Below are 18,342 nucleotides of genomic sequence, written 5' to 3' on the forward strand. Positions count from 1 at the left end.
CCGCCGCCGCCGCCATGACGCACCGCGGCGATGTAAAATCGAGAATCATTTCCATGTTGCCGGGCGTTCCGTGACGCTGACCGATCTGCCATTGCGCACTCCTGTTGTCGTCCAGTCCGTCCGCGAGACCGCCCACAACGATCCCATCGCCCGCCGCCTGCGCGAGCTGGGCTTCGTCGCGGGCGAACCGGTCGAGGTGATGGCGAAGGGGCCGTTCGGGGCCGAACCGCTGCTGGTGCGCGTGGGCTATACCCGGTTCGCGCTGCGGCGCTCGGAGGCGGCGCGGGTGCAGGTGGCCCCGGCCACGGAGGACGCGGCATGAGCACCGCCACCGCGCCGTTGCGCCTGGCCCTGCTGGGCAATCCCAACTGCGGCAAGACCGCGCTGTTCAACCAGCTCACCGGCAGCCGGCAGAAGGTGGCCAACTACGCCGGCGTCACCGTCGAGCGCAAGGAAGGCCGGCTGCAGTCGCCGTCTGGCCGCAGTTACGCGGTGCTCGACCTGCCCGGTGCCTACAGCCTGAATCCGGCCAGCCTGGACGAGGCGATCACCCGCGACCTGTGCCGTGGCTTCTACCCGGGCGAGGCCGCGCCGGACGTGCTGGTCTGCGTGGTCGATGCCACCAACCTGCGCCTGCACCTGCGCTTCGTGCTGGAAGTGCGGCAGATGGGCAAGCCCATGGTGGTGGCGCTGAACATGAGCGATGCCGCCCAGCGGCGCGGCATCGGCATCGACCGCGAGGCGCTGCAGCGCGAGCTCGGCGTGCCGGTGGTCGAAACCGTCGCGGTGCGCCGCAACGGCGCGCGCGCGCTGGTCGAGATGATCGACCGCGTCGCCGCGCATCCGCAGCCGCCGTCGGTGCACCTGGCCGACGATGCCGACCTGCATGCCGAGACCCGGCGCCTGCTCGACGCCACCGTCGCCATGCCGCGCCGCACCGCGCAGATCGACGACGCGCTGGACCGCTGGCTGCTGCATCCGCTGTTCGGCCTGCTGACGCTGGCGGTGGTGATGTTCCTGATCTTCCAGGCGGTCTACGCCTGGGCCACGCCGGTGATGGACCTGATCGAGGCCGGCACCGGCGCGCTCGGCGAGTGGGCCGGCGGCGTCATCCCGGAAGGCCCGCTCAACAGCCTGGTGGTGGACGGCATCATCGCCGGCCTGGGCGGGGTGATCGTGTTCCTGCCGCAGATCCTGGTGCTGTTCGCCTTCATCCTGGCGCTGGAGGAATCCGGTTACCTGCCGCGCGCGGCCTTCCTGCTGGACCGGATGATGGCCGGCGCCGGCCTGTCCGGCCGCTCGTTCATCCCGCTGCTGTCCAGCTTCGCCTGTGCGATCCCCGGGATCATGGCCACGCGCAGCATTCAGGACCCGCGCGACCGGCTGGCGACGATCCTGGTCGCGCCGCTGATGACCTGCTCGGCGCGGCTGCCGGTGTACGCGCTGCTGATCGGCGCCTTCATTCCCAGCCAGACCGTGTGGGGCGGCTTCAACCTGCAGGGCCTGGTGCTGTTCGGCCTGTACATGGCCGGCATCCTCAGCGCGCTGGCGGTCTCGTTCGTGATGAAGAAGTGGCGCCGCGACAAGAGCGAGCATCCGCTGCTGCTGGAGCTGCCGTCCTACCGCCTGCCAAACCCGCGCGACCTGCTGATCGGCCTGTGGGAGCGCGCGCTGATCTTCCTCAAGCGCGTGGGCGGCATCATCTTCGCGCTGACCGTGCTGCTGTGGGTGCTGCTGAACTTCCCGGCCGCGCCGGCCGACGCGACCCTGCCGGCCATCGACTACAGCCTGGCCGGCCGCATCGGCCACGCGCTGGCGGTAGTGTTCGCGCCGCTGGGCTTCAACTGGCAGATCTGCATCGCGCTGATCCCGGGCCTGGCCGCGCGCGAGGTCGCCGTGTCCTCGCTGGCCACGGTCTATGCGCTGTCGGCGGCCGACGACGATGCCGCCGCGCAGGCGCTGCTGCCGCTGATCAGCGATGGCTGGTCGCTGGCCACCGGCCTGTCGCTGCTGGTGTGGTTCATCTACGCGCCGCAGTGCCTGGCGACGTGGGCGGCGATCAAGCGCGAGACCGGCTCGTGGAAGACCATGGCCCTCGCTGCCGGCTACCTGTTCGTGCTGGCCTACCTGGCCTCGCTGCTGACCTACCAGGTCGCCGTGGCGCTGGGCGCGGGCTGAGCGATGGAGGCGTCGCTGCTGCTGCAGTACGTGGCGGTCGGGGCCATCGTCGCCATCGCGCTGTGGGTGTTCGCGAAGAAGCAGTTTCCCGGCACGCTGCGCCGCCTGCGCGTGGCGCTGGCGGTGCCGCTGGTCCGCGAGGGGCGCCCGCGCTGGATGCGCGCGCTGGGCAGGCGCATCGCGCCGCCGGGCCGCGGCAACGAAGGCGCCTGCGGCGGCTGCAACGGGTGCGACCCGCCGCCGGGCTGATCGCGCCGGCGGCCAACTGCCGGAACACGCTGCCGCCCGCGCCGGCGTCGTTCACAGGGGGCGCAGGCACCGGGTTCCACCGCGTCGAGCATGGGCGATCGCTGCTTGCCGGTCCGCGCTGCGTATCCACGCGCGGCTTGGGCGATCAGGGCAGGGCACGTATCGGCCGTCCCGATCCTGTGCGCCGGCCTGCGGTCGTGCCGCTGGCCCGTCCGCCCCGCGCCGGTCAGCCGTAGACCAGCGAGGCCAGCAGGCCGGAGGCGAGCACCACGTAGGACAGCACCATGGTCCAGCGGTTGTCGTCCACCGCCGACAGCGGCACGCGCCGGCGCCAGGCATACAGCGCATCGCCGGCGGTGACCCACAGCGGCACCAGCGCGAAGGCCACCAGCGTCGGCTCGACGCGGTCCGCGCCGATCAGCGCGCCCAGCCACCAGCTGCCCAGGCAGAAGCGCAGCAGGTTGAAGAACCGCCGCCAGTAGACCAGGCAGGCGATGCCGGTCAGGCAGTAGGCCAGCCAGTCGGCGGCAGGCCATGCGGCGCCGAGCGCCAGGCCGCACAGGGCCAGCACGACCGGCGCGCAGAGCTGGACGTTGGTGGCGGTCGGCATGCGCTGCCAGCGCATCATCAGCCGCGTCAGCAGCACCCCGGCTTCCAGCGCGAAGAAGCCGCCGAAGTAGGCGGCGGCGATGGCGAACACTTCGGCCTTGCGCTCGGAGAAGACCAGGCCGGAGACGAGCACGAACATCGCCACGGCCAGGCCGCGCAGCGCCATGCCGGCCCAGCGCCAGCGGCCGAGATGGCGCGGGTCGGCCATGCGGACGAAGAAGGCGTGCTGCTCGCCGTCGATGCCCGGCGGCAGGCCGCCGTACTCGTCGATGAGGCGATGGCCGAGCGCGGCGATGCGCGGCCCCAGCGTCGGCACCGACGCGTAGAGCAGCGCGCGCTGCCAGCGGAACGGGCGCTTGAGCTGGCGCACCGCCATCGGGCTGGCCTCGCCGTGGTCGGCGGTGTACTCCTGCCGCACCTGCCAGCGCACGGTCGCGCGCGTGGCCCAGGCCTGGTCGTCGATGCCGAAGAACTGCGCCAGCAGCGCGGCCTGCCTGGCCGACAGGGCGACGTCGCGCGACTCGACCCCATGCCGGACCACATCGCCGGCCTGCCGCTTGTGGTCGAGGTCGTACAGCGCGGGATGCCGCGCCAGCCAGTCCGCGAGCTGCTCGGTCTGGTTCTGGCCGATGCGGACGAGCAGCTCCTCGAACAGCGCCCGGGGATCGAAGGCATGCCGGTGCAGCGCATCGTGCAGCGACGGTGGCGCGGGCTGCGCTTCCGCCGCGACCGCGCCTGGCTCCGCGGTGGAGGGCCGCGGCGGCGCCGTGTCGTCGCCGGTGTCGGCGGGCGCGGCAAGGATCGCCTCCAATGTGTCGGCGACCAGCGGCATCGGCGAGGCGGCGCCGTCGCCGGGCGACCAGCGCAGGGTCAGCGTGGCGTCCGTATCGGCGGTGGGACCGGCCTGCGCCGCGTCGTGCCAGTCCGTGTCGTCCTCGTCCTCGTCGACGATCCGGTGGCGCGCGTACTGCAGCGCCGCCTGGTAGGCCTCGTGCAGGCGCTGGAACGCGACCGGATCCTCGTCCGGCCGGGTCTGCTTGAGCTTGCGCGCGTAGGCGCGCTTGATCGCGCGCTCGTCGGCACCGGCATCGACGCCGAGCAGGGCGAAGACGTTCATCTCAGCAGCGCGATTCGAGCTGGTCGAGCATGGCCGCGAAATGCGTGCGGTGTTCGTCGATCAGCGCCAGGTCCTGCGAATCGAGCGCGCTGCCGAACTGGACCAGCGCGCTCTGCAGGTCGTCGCGCGCCCACAGCAGTTCCTCGTACAGCCGCTCGGCACGGGCGACCAGGCTGAGGTTCTCCTGCTGCTCGCGCGGATGCACCTTCAGCGCCGACAGCGCCTGCAGGCGCGCGCGGATCTCATGCGGCTGCAGCACGCCCGGATTGCGCTCCAGGATCACCTCGCGCACCTCGCCGGTGGCCACCACTCTGGCTTCCACCTGCAGCAGGCCGTTGACGTCGTAGGTGAAGCGCAGGTCGATCGGATTCTCCGCCGCCGGCCGCGGCTTGACCTCGACCCGGATGTTGCCGAGCTTGATGTTGTGCTCGACCCGCGCGCTTTCGCCCTGGTAGATGTCGAACTCGACCTGGGTCTGCCAGTCGCGCAGCGGGAAGTAACGCTCCACGCGGCTGACCGGCACCGTGCTGTTGCGCTGGATGATCGGCGAGAAGATGCCTTCGATCATCCGCCCCTGCGCGCCTTCGCGGCTGGTGGACACGCCCAGCGTGTGCGGGCAGACGTCGGTGAGGACCACTTCCTCCAGCGTCTCGTCGCGTCCCTTCATGCCGGCGGCCACCGCCGCGCCCAGCGCGATCGCCTCGTCCGGATTGACGTGGCGCAGCGGCAGGCGACCGAACATGCGGCTGACCAGGCGCGCGGCCAGCGGCATCCGCGACGCGCCGCCGACCATCACGATCTCGTCCAGCTGGGTGCCCGACAGCTTGGCGTCGCGCATCGCCCGCTCGATCGGCGCGCGCAGGCGCTGCACCAGCGGGTCGCAGATCTGCGCCATGCGGGTCTCGTCGATCGCCCATTCCAGCGCCTGTCCGCCGGCCTGCACGGACACCGTCGCAGCGGCGCCAGGGCCGGACAGGTCGCGCTTGGCCTGCTCCAGGCGGCGCAGCAGCTGCGCGCGTTCGGCCGCGGTCAGCGCCTGCGGGTCCAGGCCCAGCTCGCGCACGCAGGCGTCGAACAGCGCCTGCAGGAAATCGTCGCCGCCCAGGAAGTTGTCGCCGGCGCTGGCGTGGACCTCCATCACGCCCTCGAACATTTCCAGGATCGAGACGTCGAAGGTGCCGCCGCCGAGGTCGAACACCAGCACCCGGCCACCGTCGCGCTGCTGCAGGCCATAGGCCAGCGCCGCCGCGGTGGGCTCGTTGATCAGGCGCTCGACCTTAATGCCGGCCAGTTCGCCGGCGATGCGCGTGGCCTTGCGCTGGGCGTCGCTGAAGTAGGCCGGCACGCTGATGACCGCCTCGGTGACCGGGGTGCCGAAGCGCGATTGGACATCGCCGATCAGCGAGCGCAGCACCAGTGCCGACAGTTCCTCCGCGCGGAAGCTGTGCCGGCCAAGCCTGGTGACGCGGTCGGTGCCCATCCAGCGCTTGAAGCTGCCGACGCTGTGCTGCGGGCGGGTGACCAGATGGTCCTTGGCCGCCCGGCCGACCAGGATCGTATCGGTGTCGTCGACGCTGACCACCGACGGCGTCAGCACGTCGCCCAGCGCGTTGGCCACCAGCTGCGGCTGTCCGTCCACGTAGGCGCTGACCAGCGAGTGGGTCGTTCCCAGATCGATTCCGACGAGCATCCTGTTCCCGGTGGCGGTGACCAGCGCCAATTCTAGGCGCGCCCGCCTCGGGCCGGATAGCGCCCGGGCGGCTGCCGGGCGTGATGCCGGTCGCGGCCTGCGCACCGGCCGGCCCACGTGCAGGCCTCAGGCGTGGGGATGCACGCTCCATGCGACCAGGCGCACCACCATCGGCCTGACCACCAGCACGCAGCAGAACGCGGTCGGCATCGCCAGCGCGTAGGCCGACAGCACCCGCATCGGGAAGGCCGCGTCGACGCCGGCATTGGCGGCGGTGATCACCATGCTCATCAGCATCGCCATGATCGCGGCCATGTAGAACGCAAACACGAACGGCGTGGTGCGCGGTGCCAGTTTCCAGCCGCGGGGCAGGGAGGTGCTCGGGTCGGTCATGGGAGGAGTCCTGTGGGGCAGCCGACGCTGCGGGGAGCGCATCGTCGCCGCGCGTCCCGTCCGCGTCAGCGGGCTGGCGCTTGGCGCAGCCCGAAGCCAAGCTTGTGCGTCCCGATGGCACGCTGGCCCCGATGAACCTGCTGCAGCTGATCCGCACCTTCGTCCGCACCGCCGAGGCCGGCAGCATGGCCGCGGCCGCGCGCACGCTGGGCATCAGCGCGACCGCGGTCGGGCAGAACATCGCCCGCCTGGAGGCGCACCTGGGCGTGCGCCTGTTCAACCGCAGCCCGCGCCAGCTGGCCCTCACCGAGCGCGGCGCGCTGTACCTGGAGCAGGTGCGTCACGTCGAGCACGACCTGCAGCGGGCGCAGGCCGCCGTGGCCGCCGACGACATCGAACCGGCCGGGCGCCTGCGCATCGCCACCTCGGCCGCCTTCGGCCGGCATCTGGTCGCGCCGCTGCTGCCGGCGCTGCAGGCGCGCCATCCGCAGCTGGAGATCGAGCTGATCGTGGCCGACCGGCTGGTCCGGCACGCACATGAGGCGGTCGACGTCAGCCTGCGGATCGCGCCGCAGCTGGACGAGGGCCTGGTCGCGCGGCCGCTGGCGCGGATCCCGTTCCTGTTCTGCGCGGCGCCGTCCTACCTGGCCGAGGCGGGCACGCCGTCCAGCCCCGAGCAGCTGCGCGACCATCGCTGCCTGCTGTTCCGCTATCCCACCGACGGCCGTTACCTGCGCTGGCGCTTCGTGCAGGACGGCGAGCGCTTCGATGCCGAGGTCAGGGCGGGCATGGTCTGCGACGACATCGACGCGCTGGCCGCCCTGGCCGCGGCCGGCGGTGGCATCACCCGGCTGGCTGCCTTCGTCGCCGCCCCCTGGCTGGCGCGCGGCGAACTGCAGACGCTGTTCCAGGACTGCGCCGCGCAGCCCGAGCCGATGGAGGTGTTCTTCTGCGTCTCCGACCGGCGCGATTTCACCCCCAAGGTGCGGGCGCTGTTCGAACACCTGCGCGCCGGGCTGCCGCCGGCCTGGCGGGCCTGACGCCGGCGCGGCCGTTCCGCACGTCGGCACCATCGCCGCGCGCGCCCGCCGGTACGCAGGTGCCGGGCGCGTGGTCGCGGCGCTGGCGGGAAGCGGCCGATATCGCACGCGGCAGTGGCACCACGCCGGCGGCGAGGAAACGGATGCCGTGCGTGCATCCTCGCCGCTTCCGCGAGAGCGGGGCTGCATGCCGTCGTCGGTCGCCCGCCATCGACCTGCGATCAAGCGTTTCGGTCGTGGGCAAGCGCCGCCCTACATCCGGAATACGCCGAACTTCGCCGGGGCGATCGGCGCATTGAGCGCGGCCGACAGGCCCAGCCCGAGCACGCGCCGGGTATCGGCCGGATCGATGATGCCGTCGTCCCACAGCCGGGCGGTGGCGTACCACGGGCTGCCCTGGGTTTCGTACTGGTCGCGGATCGGCGCCTTGAACGCCTCCTCGTCCCCGGCGCTCCACTGGCCGCCACCGGCCTCGATGCCGTCGCGGCGCACGGTGGCCAGCACGCTGGCCGCCTGCTCGCCGCCCATCACGCTGATCCGCGCGTTCGGCCACATCCACAGGAAGCGCGCACCGTAGGCACGGCCGCACATCGCGTAGTTGCCGGCGCCGAAGCTGCCGCCGATCACCACGGTGAACTTCGGCACGCTGGAGCAGGCCACCGCGGTGACCATCTTCGCCCCGTCCTTGGCGATGCCGGCGTTCTCGTACTTGCGGCCGACCATGAAGCCGGTGATGTTCTGCAGGAACACCAGCGGGATGCCGCGCTGGTTGCACAGCTCGATGAAGTGTGCGCCCTTCAGCGCGCTCTCGCCGAACAGGATGCCGTTGTTGGCGACGATGCCGACCGGGTAGCCGTGCAGGTGGGCGAAGCCGGTGACCAGGGTCTTGCCGTAGCGCGCCTTGAACTCGTCCAGCTCGCTGCCGTCGGTAAGCCTGGCGATCACCTCGCGGATGTCGAACGGGCGCCGGGTGTCCTTCGGCACCAGGCCGTACAGCTCGTCGGCCGGGTACAGCGGGGCGACCGGTTCGCGCACCGCCACCGGCAGCACCTTGCGCCGGTTGAGGTGGCCGACGATGCCGCGCGCGATCTCCAGCGCATGGTGGTCGTCTTCGGCGTAGTGGTCGGCGACGCCGGAGGTGGCGGTATGCACGTCGGCGCCCCCCAGTGCTTCGGCGTCGACCACCTCGCCGGTGGCGGCCTTCACCAGCGGCGGGCCGCCGAGGAAGATCGTGCCCTGCTCGCGCACGATGACGCTCTCGTCGCACATCGCCGGCACGTAGGCGCCGCCGGCGGTGCACGAGCCCATCACCACCGCGATCTGCGGGATGTTGTCCGCGCTCAGCCGCGCCTGGTTGTAGAAGATCCGGCCGAAGTGCTCGCGGTCGGGAAACACCTCGTCCTGCAACGGCAGGAAGGCGCCGCCGGAATCGACCAGGTAGATGCACGGCAGGTTGTTCTCGCGCGCCACTTCCTGGGCGCGCAGGTGCTTCTTGACCGTGATCGGGAAATAGGTGCCGCCCTTGACCGTGGCGTCGTTGGCCACGATCACCACCTCCTGTTCCATGACCCGGCCGATACCGCAGACCATGCCCGCCGCCGGCGCGCTGCCGTCGTACATCTCCTCGGCGGCCAGCGGTGCGATCTCCAGGAACGGGCTGCCCGGATCGAGCAGGGCGTCGATGCGTTCGCGCGCCAGCAGCTTGCCGCGCTCGGTATGGCGCGTGCGTGCCTTCTCGCCGCCGCCCTCGGCGGCCCGGGCCAGGCGGCGGTGCAGTTCGTCGGTCAGTGCGCGGTGATGGCTGGCGTTGTCCTGGAATTCCTGCGAGCGGGGATCGACCTGACTGCGGATGGCGGGCATGGGATGGCGATGCGTTGGAAAGCGCCCAGCATAGGGCAGGCGGCCGCCGCTGCCTTCTGGCGGCGCAGCACGCGTGCTGCACGCCGCACATCGATGCGGCCCGCCGGCGCACAAACAAACAGGCCCGCCGATGGGCGGGCCTGCATGCATGCATCGTGGATGCGTGCGTCAGCGATCGCGTTCGGCGCGCTGCTCGGCGCGGTCGGCCGCCTCGCGGGTTTCGTCGGCGACCTTCTGCGCGGCATCGGCACTGGCGTCGGCCGCGCGTGCGGCAGCATCGCGGCTGGCCACAGCCGCATCGTCCAGCGCACGGTCGGTGGCATCGGCGGCGACGCGTGCGTCTTCGCGCAGCTCCGCACCGGCCACGCGCGCATCCTCGCGCAGTTCGGCGCCGGTCTCGCGCGCGGCATCGACCGCCGAGGCGGCGGCATGTTCGGTCGCGGCCGCGGCGTGATCGGCTGCGGCGGCGGCATGGTCGGCGGCGCGCGATGCCTCGTCGCCGGCCTGTTCGCGCGCCGGTTCGTTGCAGGCGGCGAGCAGCGCGGTGGCGGCGGCGATCGAGAGGAACAGGGGAAGGTGACGGTTCATGGCCTGGCTCCTTGCGAAGGGTGGGCGGCAACCGGCGGTTACCGTGGCCGCAAGGGTGGCGAGGGCCGGGTCGGCGGGCCGTGAAACCGGCCCCAAAAAAAAGCCGCCGGTTTCCCGGCGGCTTTCCTGCCATTCAGGCGAAGCGCAAATTACTTCTTGGCTTCTTCGGCAGCGTCCTTGGCCTGCTCGGCGACGTCCTGCGCGGCACCGGCGGTGTCGGCAGCAGCGTCGGCAGCGGCGTCGGTGCTGGCAGCGGCAGCGTCGGCAGCGGCGTCGCCAGCGGTGGCGGCGGCGTCAGCGGCGGTGTCGGCAGCAGCCTGGGCGGCGTCAGCGGTCTGGGCGCCGGCGGCAGCGGCCGAATCGGCAGCAGCCTGGGCCTCGGCAGCGGCGGTGTCAGCGGCAGCGGCGGCGTCCTGCGCAGCCTCCTGCTTCGAGCACGCGGCCAGGGCCAGACCCAGAGCCAGGGCGATCAGCAGCTTGTTGATGTTCATTCGGGTATTCCTCGTCGTTAGTTTGGGCAACGCGCAATCGCGCGCCGTCACAATGATGACAAGCCCTTTTCGGCTGTCAAGCGCCCTCAGGTCATTTTCGTAAAGGGGTCGTGAAAAACGGTTACACGATTTCGATCGCGAGCGCCGTGGCCTCGCCTCCGCCGATGCACAGCGCAGCCACGCCACGCTTCAGGCCGCGTTTACGCAGGGCGCTCACCAGGGTCACGACCAGGCGCGCACCGGAGGCGCCGATCGGATGGCCCAGCGCGCAGGCCCCGCCGTTGACGTTGACCTTCGCGTGCGGAATGCCCAGCTCCTTGATCGGCGCCATCGCGACCACGGCGAACGCCTCGTTGATCTCAAACAGGTCCACGTCCTCGAGTTTCCAGCCGGCTTTCTCCAGCACCGAGGAAATCGCGCCGATCGGCGCGGTGGTGAACCATTCCGGCTGCTGCGAGAACGTGGCGTGCGCGGCGATGCGCGCCAGCGGGGCGATGCCGCGTCGCGCGGCCTCGTCGGCCGACAGCAGCACGGTGGCGGCGGCGCCGTCGGAGATGCTCGACGAGCTGGCGGCGGTGACCGTGCCGTCCTTGGCGAACGCCGGCTTCAGGGTCGGGATCTTGGAGACGTCGGACTTGCCCGGCTGTTCGTCGCTGGCGAACTCGACCTCGCCCTTGCGGGTGGCGACCTTGACCGGAACGATCTCCTCGTCGAACGCGCCGGCCGCCTGGGCCGCCTGCGCGCGCTTGACCGACTCGATCGCGAACGCGTCCTGGTCCTCGCGGGTGAAGCCGAACTTGGCCGCGGTGGCCTCGCCGAACACGCCCATCGACTTGCCGTCGTACGGATTGGTCAGGCCGTCCCACGCCATGTGGTCGACGGCCTGGAAGTTGCCGTAGCGGTTGCCGGTGCGCGAGTTGGGGATCAGGTGCGGCGCGTTGCTCATCGACTCCATGCCGCCGGCGACCACGATCGTGGCCGAGCCGGCCTTGATCAGGTCGTGGCCCAGCATGATCGCCTTCATGCCCGAGCCGCAGACCTTGTTGATGGTCGTGCAGCCGGCGCTGGTTGGCAGGCCGGCGGCGAGCGCCGCCTGGCGCGCGGGCGCCTGGCCGAGGTTGGCCGGCAGCACGCAGCCCAGGATCACTTCGCTGACATCGGACGCGGGAACGCCGGACTGGGCCAGTGCCGCCTCGACCGCGGTGGCGCCCAGCGAGGTGGTCGGCACCCCGTTGAACTGGCCCAGGAAGGAACCGATGGCGGTGCGTTTGGCGGCGGCGATGACGATGTCGGACATGTGCGATGACCTCTTCGGATGAGTCCCGATTATCGCGGCTGGCACACGCCCCCGCCACCGCGGCCGCCGACAGGCGACAGCGGGCCGCCGTTGCGGTATACGGACCGACACAGAAGCGGTGGTCATGGACGCCGTCGCACGCACCGGGAGCGAGAGATGGGCATGCAGGTGGCGGGATCGGGCAGGGCGGTCGCACGGACACTGCTGGCGGTGGCGGTCGGAGCCGCGCTGCTTGGCGGGCTCACGGCCTGTGGCGGTGGCGGTGGTGGCGAGAACATCCGCCCCGGCACGCCGACCTCACCGCCGCCTCCGCCACCACCCCCGCCGCCGCCGCCCCCGACGTCTCCACCGCCGCCGCCGGTGCAGCCGGCGATGGATGCGCACCTGGCGCTGACCAATGCCACCGGCGCGCAGCGCGGCGGCTACACCGGGGCCGGCTACCGCATCGGCGTGATCGATACCGGCGTCAACCGCAACCATCCGGCGCTGGCCGGACGGGTCGCCGCCAACCTGAGCTACGTCAACCCCGCCCGCAACGACATGACCGTGGACGACAAGGTCGGCCACGGCACCACCGTCGCGCAGCTGGCTGCCGGGCAGCCGGTCGGCAGCTGGCCCGGCGGCGTGGCGCCGGGCGCCACGATCCTTTCGGCGCGCATCATCAACGACGAACGCCCCACCGATGACGGCTCCGGCCAGGGCAACGCGGTCGATGGCGCGATCGGCCTGAAGCCGGTCCACCAGGACCTGGCCGCACGCGGCATGCGGATCATGAACAACTCATGGGGCGGCCTGTACTGGACCAACCCGAACGCCACCGCGGCGATCGCCGACGAGTACCGCTTCTTCATCCGCGACAACGACGGTCTGGTCGTGTTCGCCACCGGCAACGAAGGCCGCGGCGACCCGACCAACATGGCCGCGCTGCCCAGCCAGGCCGGCCCCAACAACAGCCGCCCCGCCGCCGACCTGGAGCGCGGCTGGCTGGCGGTGGCGGCGCTGGATACCGCCAACCCGACCCAGCTGGCGTCCTATTCCAACGCGTGCGGCGTGGCGATGAACTACTGTCTGGTCGCACCCGGCACCGCGCTGTTCACCGGGCACACCGACACCGTCGGCAGCACCACCTACTTCTACGGCAGCGGCACCTCGTACGCCGCGCCCCTGGTGTCCGGTGCGGCCGCGGTGGTGTGGGAGAAGTATCCGTACTTCAGCAACGACCTGGTCAGGCAGACCCTGCTCGGCACCGCCACCGACCTGGGCGTCAGCGGCGTCGATGCGGTGTTCGGCCATGGCCTGCTGAACCTCGAAAAAGCGCTGCGCGGCCCGGCGAAGTTCGACTGGGGCGACGTCAGCGTGGCATTCAGCGGTAGCTCGCAGTGGACCAACCCGATCAGCGGCAATGGCGGCCTGGTCAAGCGCGGCGATGGCACGCTCACCCTGGGCGCTGCGGGGACGCCACTGGACTACGCAGGCGAGACCCGCGTGCAGGGCGGCACCCTGCGCGTGCTCGGCGACCTGCGCCGCTCGGATGTCACCGTCGACAGCGGCGCACGCCTGGCCGGCGCCGGCACGCTGGGCGGCGACCTGACCAATGCCGGCACCGTGCTGATCGATGCCGGCGCCGCCGACGCCACCAGCATCCGCGTGGGCGGCGACTACGTGCAGCGCGCCGGTGCGCAGCTGGCCACCGTGCTCGGCTATGGCGAACTGCTGGTGCAGGGTCGCGCGACCATCGAAGGCGGCACCGTGCATGTAGCCGGCGTGCGCAGCGGCTACGTCACCCAGGTGCGCGAGAACGTGCTCACCGCCAACGGCGGCCTCAACGGCCGCTTCGAGGGGTTGACCAGTGCGCCGTCGGTGTTCCTTGAAGCCTCGCTGCTGTACTCGGGTACCCAGGCCTGGCTGGACGTGCGCCGGATCAACGTCACCGCCGCGGCGCTGGGACTGCCGGACATCGGACCGGCGGGCGTTGGTGCCGCCACGCGTGTCGAACAGGCCTTCGCCCGGATCGACGCGCAGCAGGCGCAGGGCGGGGGCGCGATCGCCGACGGCGTCATCCGCATCGCCGGCGACCTGCAGCGCATCGAGGACGCCGCCGCGGCGTCGGCCTCGCTGCGCAGCCTCTCCGGCGAAGTGCATGCGGCGGCGGCCAACGCCACCTTCGACACCCTGGACCTGACCCGGCGCACGCTGGCCTCGCGCTTCGACGGGCTCGCCGCGTCCGGCGCCCGCGCCGGCGGCTGGGCCCGCACCCTCGGCCAGGCAGGCGAGGGCGGTGGCGCGCAGGCCCAGCTCGATGGCTGGATGATCGGCAACGACGTGGCCGTCGGCACCGGCCTGGTCAGCGGCCTGGCGTTCGGCGAGAGCAACAGTCGCAGTCTGGTCGGCGGCACCGCCGACCGCAGCCGCGAACGCCAGACCCAGGCGCAGGCCTATCTCGGCGGCCGCTGGGGCGCGGCTTACGCATTTGGACAGGTCGGCGGCGGCCAGTACCAGCGCGGGATCGACCGCCAGCTGCTGCTGGAAGGGCAGCGTCTTGGCGTGCACAGCGACTACGCGGGCAGCTTCGCCAGCGCCAGCCTCGAAGCCGGCTACCGCTTCGAGCACGGCGCCGGCGCGCTGGTGCCGTACGTCGGCGCCGAACATGCGCAGGTGCGCAGCGATGGCTTCCTGGAGCACGGCGGCGAAGGCTTCGGTCTGCGCAGCCACGATGGCAGCGCCTCGCGCAGCCAGGCCATCGCCGGCCTGCGCGCCGAACGCGACTGGCAGCGGATCACGCTGCGTGGCTACGCCGAATGGCAGCAGACCCTGGCCAGCGACGGCATGGCCCTGGACGCCAGCTTCACCGGCATCGAGGCCTGGTCGCCACTGGCCTCGTCCGACCCGACCCGCTCCGGCGGCATGGTCGGCCTGTCCGCGCAGGCCTGGTTGTCGCCGCATTCGACGCTGTCGTTCGGCTACGACCAGCGCTTCGGTCCCCGCGGCGACGCGCGGATGCTGTCGCTGCGCTACGCGTTCGGGTTCTGAGCCTGGCCACGTCCTGTGCTGCGGAGGCCGGGATCGATGGCGGTCGCGGTCGAGCCCGCTCCTACAGAAGACGACCCCACGACGCGCGTGGAGGTGCTGGATCCCCTGTAGGAGCGGCCCCAGCCGCGACCGCCATGCCAGGCGACGCATTGGCACGGATGCGTTGGTCGTCGCATCCGAGGCGTCGGATCGGCTTCGCTGGATGGAGGGTGGTCGCGGTCGAGCCCGCTCCTACAAGAAGAGGGCCTCACGACGCGCGTGGAGGTGCTGGATCCCCCGTAGGAGCGGCCCAGCCGCGACCGCCATGCCAGGCGACGCATTGGCACGGACGGGTTGGTGGTCGCATCCGAGCCGTCGGATCTGCTTTGTTGGATGGATGGTGGTCGCGGTCGAGCCCGCTCCTACAAGAACAGGGCCCTCACGGCGCGCGTGGAGGTGCTGGATCCCGTGTAGGAGCGGCCCCAGCCGCGACCACCATGCCAGGCGACGCATTGGCACGGACGGGTTGGTGTCGCATCCGAGGCGTCGGATCGGCTTCGCTGGAAGGATGGTGGTCGCGGTCGAGCCCGCTCCTACAAGAAAGGGGCCTCACGACGCGCGTGGAGGTGCTGGATCCCCCGTAGGAGCGGCCCCAGCCGCGACCGCCATGCGAGGCGACGCATTGGCACCGATGGGTTGGTGGTCGCATCCGAGGCGTGGATCGGCTTCGCTGGATGGAGGGTGGTCGCGGTCGAGCCCGCTCCTACAAGAACAGGGCCCTCGCGGTGCGCGTGGAGGTGTTGGATCCCCTGTAGGAGCGGCCTCAGCCGCGACCGCCTGGACTCGCGGATATCCGCTCAGCCGTTGCCCTCGAACAGCTCGCGGCCGATCAGCATGCGGCGGATCTCGTTGGTGCCGGCGCCGATGGCGTAGAGCTTGGCGTCGCGCAGGATGCGCCCGGTCGCGTACTCGTTGATGTAGCCGTTGCCGCCCAGCGACTGGATCGCCTCCAGCGCCACCTGCACGGCCGATTCCGACGCATGCAGCAGGCAACTGGCCGCGGCCGCGCGCGAGGAATGCCCGGCGTCGTAATCGCGCGCGACCTGGTAGGCGAAGGCGCGGCTGGACTGTAGCGCGGTGTACATGTCGGCCAGCTTGCCCTGCATCAGGCCGAAGGTGCCGATGGCCGCGTCGAACTGCCGGCGTTCGCGTACGTAGGGCAGGGCGATGTCGAGCGCGGCCTGCATCAACCCGATCGGGCCGCCGCTGAGCACCAGCCGTTCGGTGTTCAGGCCGCTCATCAGCACGCGCACGCCCTGGTTGACCTCGCCGAGCACGTTCCCGGCCGGAATCTCGCAGTTCTCGAACACCAGCTCGCAGGTGTTGGAGCCGCGCATGCCCAGCTTGTCCAGCTTCTGCGCGGTGGAGAACCCCGGCATGCCGCGCTCGACGATGAAGGCGGTCATGCAGCGGCTGCCAGCCTCCTTGCCCGCGGTGCGCATGTAGACGATCAGCACGTCGGCCTCGGGGCCGTTGGTGATCCACATCTTGTTGCCGTTGGCGATCCACACGCCATCGTGCAGTTCGGCGGTGCAACGCATCGAACCGACCACGTCCGAGCCGGCGCCGGGCTCGCTCATCGCCAGCGCGCCCTTCCATTCGCCGCTGCACAGCTTCGGCAGGTACTTCTGCCGCTGCGCGTCGTTGCCGTTGAGGTAGAGGTTGGACACGCACAGGTTCGAGTGCGCGCCGTAGCTCAGGCCGATCGATCCCGACGCACGCGAAATCTCCTCCATCGCCACCAGATGCGCGGTATAGCCCATCTCGCTGCCGCCGAACTCCCCCGGCACGGTCATGCCCAGCAGGCCGAGCTCGCCCAGCTTGGGCCACAGGTCCTGCGGGAACACGTTGTCGTGGTCGACCTGCGCCGCACGCGGCGCGATCTCGCTGTCGGCGAAGCGGCGCACCGCATCGCGCAGGGCCTCGATCTCCTCGCCCATCTGGAACATCCGCATCGGGTCCCTCCACCCTGATGGTTTCATCTGTACCCAAGTGTAGGCGGCGGATGTGTCGGCGACACGTTGCAGGTGCAGCACGAACGCCGGCGGTGGCGCGGACGGAGCCGGGGTGCTGCCGGCATGGCTCCGCGCCGCCGCCATGCGAGGCCGGCTTTCGTGCAGGTCGCGACCGGAGCGCTCCCGCGCGTCACGGGCCTGGCCGAACCCGGCGCTGACGCCCCGCGGCGTCCCAACGCGTGGTGTCCGCGCGCCGTCGCCAGGGCGATGCGCGGAAGCAGCGTCGAAATCGGGCCTGCGCACGTCGCCGGCCGGCGGTGTCGGCGTGGAACACGGCAGTCCGCGCTCCCGGGCGCCCGCAGGCCTCGTCCATCGCCGGTCGGGCGGCGATCAGGCGACGATCAGGGCGGCCTACGGTTCATGGAGCGCGGACGGCGGATTTCCGGCGCGGGGGCGGTTACTCCCGCCTGCTGCAGTGCGGACGCTGCCGCGTTCGCATCCCCGGCATGCGCTGGCGTCGCCGCGCGGACCGCAGGGGCCGAAAACGGCGATGGATGCGCACGTCAGCAAGGTGCAGGGCGGTGCGGTGGTCCGGACACAACGGCGTCCTTCCCGGACGGAGGCGCACACCGCGGTGGCACGCGCGAACCGCATCGGGCAGCACGCATCCGCGCGCCGGCCCGATAGCGACGGCTCAGCGCTCCCCGCGCAGATGGCCGATGCGCGGGGTGGCCCGGCCCATCGGCAGCTTGAGCTTGCCGATGGCGGCCAGGCGCGTTTCGGCGATGCGGTCGGCGGCGTACTGCGGGCTGATGCCTTCGCGCTCGGACAGGTCGAAGATCTTCCCGACGTTGTGGTAGATGCTGCGGATCAGCCGCATCGCGCGCTCGCGGTTGTAGCCGTCGATCTCCAGCGACACGTTCATCACGCCGCCGGCGTTGACCGCGTAATCGGGTGCGTACAGGATGCCGCGCCGGTGCAGTTCGTCGCCGATCGCATGACTGGCCAGCTGGTTGTTGGCCGAGCCGCAGACGATCTTCGCCTTCAGCCGGTCGATCGTGGTCTCGTCGATGCTGCCTTCCATCGCGCACGGGGCGAACACATCGGCGTCCACGCCATGGATCTCGTCGCAGGCCACCGCCTCGGCGCCGTACTCGGACACCGCGCGGTCCACCAGCGCCGGATCCAGGTCGGAGACGATCAACTTCGCACCGCGCTCGCGCAGCAGCTTCACCAGCTCCATGCCGATGTGGCCCAGGCCCTGCACCGCGATCCGCGCCTTGCCCACTTCCTCGTGGCCGAACTTGCGCTGCATCGCCGCCATCAGCCCCTGCAGGGTGCCGTAGGCGGTGAACGGAGCCGGGTCGCCGGAGCCGCCATGCACCTGGTGCACGCCGGTGACGAACTCGGTCTCCAGGTAGATCTGCTCCATGTCGTTGACGTCGGTGCCCACGTCCTCGGCGGTGATGTAGCGGCCGGCGAGGGCGTCCACATGGCGGCCGAAGCTGCGGAACAGCGCCTCGGACTTGTCCACCTTCGGGTCGCCGATGATCACCGCCTTGCCGCCGCCGACGTTGAGCCCGGCCAGCGCGTTCTTGTAGGTCATCGTGCGGCTCAGCCGCAGCACGTCGCGCAGCGCGTCGGCCTCGTTGGCGTAGTGGCGCATGCGCACGCCGCCCAGCGCGGGGCCGAGCACGGTGCTGTGCATGGCGATGATCGCCTTCAGGGCGGCGTCCGGGTTGTGGCAGAAGACGACCTGTTCGTGGCCGGAGGTGGCGAGCGTTTCGAAGAGCATGTGGGGCTCCG

At 71.3% G+C, this 18,342-nt stretch carries 14 protein-coding genes; 5 read left to right on the forward strand and 9 right to left on the reverse strand.

What is annotated here, in order from left to right:
• Positions 1-70: 70 nt before the first annotated feature.
• Genes IB242_RS11075 through IB242_RS11085 form a run of 3 tightly spaced genes read left to right on the forward strand, consistent with a single transcriptional unit; the run spans position 71 to position 2,427 of the window.
• Positions 71-322 carry a FeoA family protein gene (locus IB242_RS11075; RefSeq protein ID WP_192279129.1) on the forward strand — a complete coding sequence of 84 codons (252 nt, stop codon included), beginning with the start codon at positions 71-73 and terminating at the stop codon, positions 320-322.
• A complete protein-coding gene (locus tag IB242_RS11080) occupies positions 319-2,178 on the forward strand; it encodes a ferrous iron transporter B (RefSeq protein ID WP_192279131.1) in 1,860 nt (619 codons plus the stop codon). The genes IB242_RS11075 and IB242_RS11080 overlap by 4 nt, the downstream gene beginning before the upstream one ends.
• Positions 2,179-2,181: 3 nt before the next feature.
• On the forward strand, positions 2,182-2,427 hold the full coding sequence (locus IB242_RS11085) for a DUF6587 family protein (protein ID WP_192279132.1): 246 nt from the start codon (positions 2,182-2,184) through the stop codon (positions 2,425-2,427).
• A gap of 226 nt (positions 2,428-2,653) precedes the next feature.
• Here the strand turns inward: IB242_RS11085 and IB242_RS11090 are convergent, their stop codons facing one another.
• The 3 genes from IB242_RS11090 to IB242_RS11100 form a co-directional block, all read right to left on the reverse strand.
• Positions 2,654-4,153: a hypothetical protein gene (locus tag IB242_RS11090; protein ID WP_192279134.1), complete on the reverse strand. Its 1,500-nt coding sequence runs from the start codon at positions 4,151-4,153 to the stop codon at positions 2,654-2,656.
• Between the two features lies 1 nt (position 4,154).
• On the reverse strand, positions 4,155-5,843 hold the full coding sequence (locus IB242_RS11095) for a molecular chaperone HscC (RefSeq protein ID WP_192279136.1): 1,689 nt from the start codon (positions 5,841-5,843) through the stop codon (positions 4,155-4,157).
• A gap of 126 nt (positions 5,844-5,969) precedes the next feature.
• The gene (locus IB242_RS11100; RefSeq protein ID WP_192279138.1) at positions 5,970-6,236 is read right to left on the reverse strand and encodes a DUF2798 domain-containing protein; all 267 of its coding nucleotides are present in this window, start codon (positions 6,234-6,236) and stop codon (positions 5,970-5,972) included.
• A 131-nt stretch (positions 6,237-6,367) separates the two neighbouring features.
• Here IB242_RS11100 and IB242_RS11105 point away from each other — a divergent pair, with 131 nt between their 5' ends.
• The gene (locus IB242_RS11105; protein WP_192279302.1) at positions 6,368-7,276 is read left to right on the forward strand and encodes a LysR family transcriptional regulator; all 909 of its coding nucleotides are present in this window, start codon (positions 6,368-6,370) and stop codon (positions 7,274-7,276) included.
• A gap of 252 nt (positions 7,277-7,528) precedes the next feature.
• Here the strand turns inward: IB242_RS11105 and IB242_RS11110 are convergent, their stop codons facing one another.
• The 4 genes from IB242_RS11110 to IB242_RS11125 all read right to left on the reverse strand — a co-directional run bounded on the left by IB242_RS11110 (position 7,529) and on the right by IB242_RS11125 (position 11,512).
• On the reverse strand, positions 7,529-9,136 hold the full coding sequence (locus IB242_RS11110; protein WP_192279140.1) for a carboxyl transferase domain-containing protein: 1,608 nt from the start codon (positions 9,134-9,136) through the stop codon (positions 7,529-7,531).
• A gap of 168 nt (positions 9,137-9,304) precedes the next feature.
• Complete coding sequence (locus IB242_RS11115; protein ID WP_192279142.1) at positions 9,305-9,724, reverse strand: hypothetical protein; 420 nt, start codon at positions 9,722-9,724, stop codon at positions 9,305-9,307.
• A 149-nt stretch (positions 9,725-9,873) separates the two neighbouring features.
• Positions 9,874-10,215: a hypothetical protein gene (locus tag IB242_RS11120; protein WP_192279144.1), complete on the reverse strand. Its 342-nt coding sequence runs from the start codon at positions 10,213-10,215 to the stop codon at positions 9,874-9,876.
• A gap of 121 nt (positions 10,216-10,336) precedes the next feature.
• Positions 10,337-11,512: an acetyl-CoA C-acyltransferase gene (locus IB242_RS11125; RefSeq protein WP_192279146.1), complete on the reverse strand. Its 1,176-nt coding sequence runs from the start codon at positions 11,510-11,512 to the stop codon at positions 10,337-10,339.
• A 162-nt stretch (positions 11,513-11,674) separates the two neighbouring features.
• Here IB242_RS11125 and IB242_RS11130 point away from each other — a divergent pair, with 162 nt between their 5' ends.
• Complete coding sequence (locus IB242_RS11130) at positions 11,675-14,542, forward strand: S8 family serine peptidase (protein ID WP_192279304.1); 2,868 nt, start codon at positions 11,675-11,677, stop codon at positions 14,540-14,542.
• An 836-nt stretch (positions 14,543-15,378) separates the two neighbouring features.
• Here IB242_RS11130 and IB242_RS11135 read toward each other — a convergent pair.
• Positions 15,379-16,536, reverse strand: a complete 1,158-nt coding sequence (locus IB242_RS11135; RefSeq protein WP_192279148.1) for an isovaleryl-CoA dehydrogenase — start codon at positions 16,534-16,536, stop codon at positions 15,379-15,381.
• A 694-nt stretch (positions 16,537-17,230) separates the two neighbouring features.
• Positions 17,231-18,331 carry a Glu/Leu/Phe/Val dehydrogenase gene (locus tag IB242_RS11140; RefSeq protein ID WP_192279150.1) on the reverse strand — a complete coding sequence of 367 codons (1,101 nt, stop codon included), beginning with the start codon at positions 18,329-18,331 and terminating at the stop codon, positions 17,231-17,233.
• Positions 18,332-18,342 lie beyond the last annotated feature (11 nt).

Source organism: Xanthomonas sp. XNM01, from assembly GCF_014851915.1.
In the GTDB taxonomy this organism is placed as follows: Bacteria; Pseudomonadota; Gammaproteobacteria; order Xanthomonadales; family Xanthomonadaceae; genus Pseudoxanthomonas.

What these genes read in the sequence shown, in the direction of transcription:
- IB242_RS11080 (WP_192279131.1), top strand. Translation starts at nt 319, where the DNA reads ATGAGCACCGCCACCGCGCCGTTGCGCCTGGCCCTGCTGGGCAATCCC.
- IB242_RS11085 (WP_192279132.1), top strand. Translation starts at nt 2,182, where the DNA reads ATGGAGGCGTCGCTGCTGCTGCAGTACGTGGCGGTCGGGGCCATCGTC.
- IB242_RS11090 (WP_192279134.1), bottom strand. Translation starts at nt 4,153, where the DNA reads ATGAACGTCTTCGCCCTGCTCGGCGTCGATGCCGGTGCCGACGAGCGC.
- IB242_RS11095 (WP_192279136.1), bottom strand. Translation starts at nt 5,843, where the DNA reads ATGCTCGTCGGAATCGATCTGGGAACGACCCACTCGCTGGTCAGCGCC.
- IB242_RS11100 (WP_192279138.1), bottom strand. Translation starts at nt 6,236, where the DNA reads ATGACCGACCCGAGCACCTCCCTGCCCCGCGGCTGGAAACTGGCACCG.
- IB242_RS11105 (WP_192279302.1), top strand. Translation starts at nt 6,368, where the DNA reads ATGAACCTGCTGCAGCTGATCCGCACCTTCGTCCGCACCGCCGAGGCC.
- IB242_RS11110 (WP_192279140.1), bottom strand. Translation starts at nt 9,136, where the DNA reads ATGCCCGCCATCCGCAGTCAGGTCGATCCCCGCTCGCAGGAATTCCAG.
- IB242_RS11115 (WP_192279142.1), bottom strand. Translation starts at nt 9,724, where the DNA reads ATGAACCGTCACCTTCCCCTGTTCCTCTCGATCGCCGCCGCCACCGCG.
- IB242_RS11120 (WP_192279144.1), bottom strand. Translation starts at nt 10,215, where the DNA reads ATGAACATCAACAAGCTGCTGATCGCCCTGGCTCTGGGTCTGGCCCTG.
- IB242_RS11125 (WP_192279146.1), bottom strand. Translation starts at nt 11,512, where the DNA reads ATGTCCGACATCGTCATCGCCGCCGCCAAACGCACCGCCATCGGTTCC.
- IB242_RS11130 (WP_192279304.1), top strand. Translation starts at nt 11,675, where the DNA reads ATGCAGGTGGCGGGATCGGGCAGGGCGGTCGCACGGACACTGCTGGCG.
- IB242_RS11135 (WP_192279148.1), bottom strand. Translation starts at nt 16,536, where the DNA reads ATGCGGATGTTCCAGATGGGCGAGGAGATCGAGGCCCTGCGCGATGCG.
- IB242_RS11140 (WP_192279150.1), bottom strand. Translation starts at nt 18,331, where the DNA reads ATGCTCTTCGAAACGCTCGCCACCTCCGGCCACGAACAGGTCGTCTTC.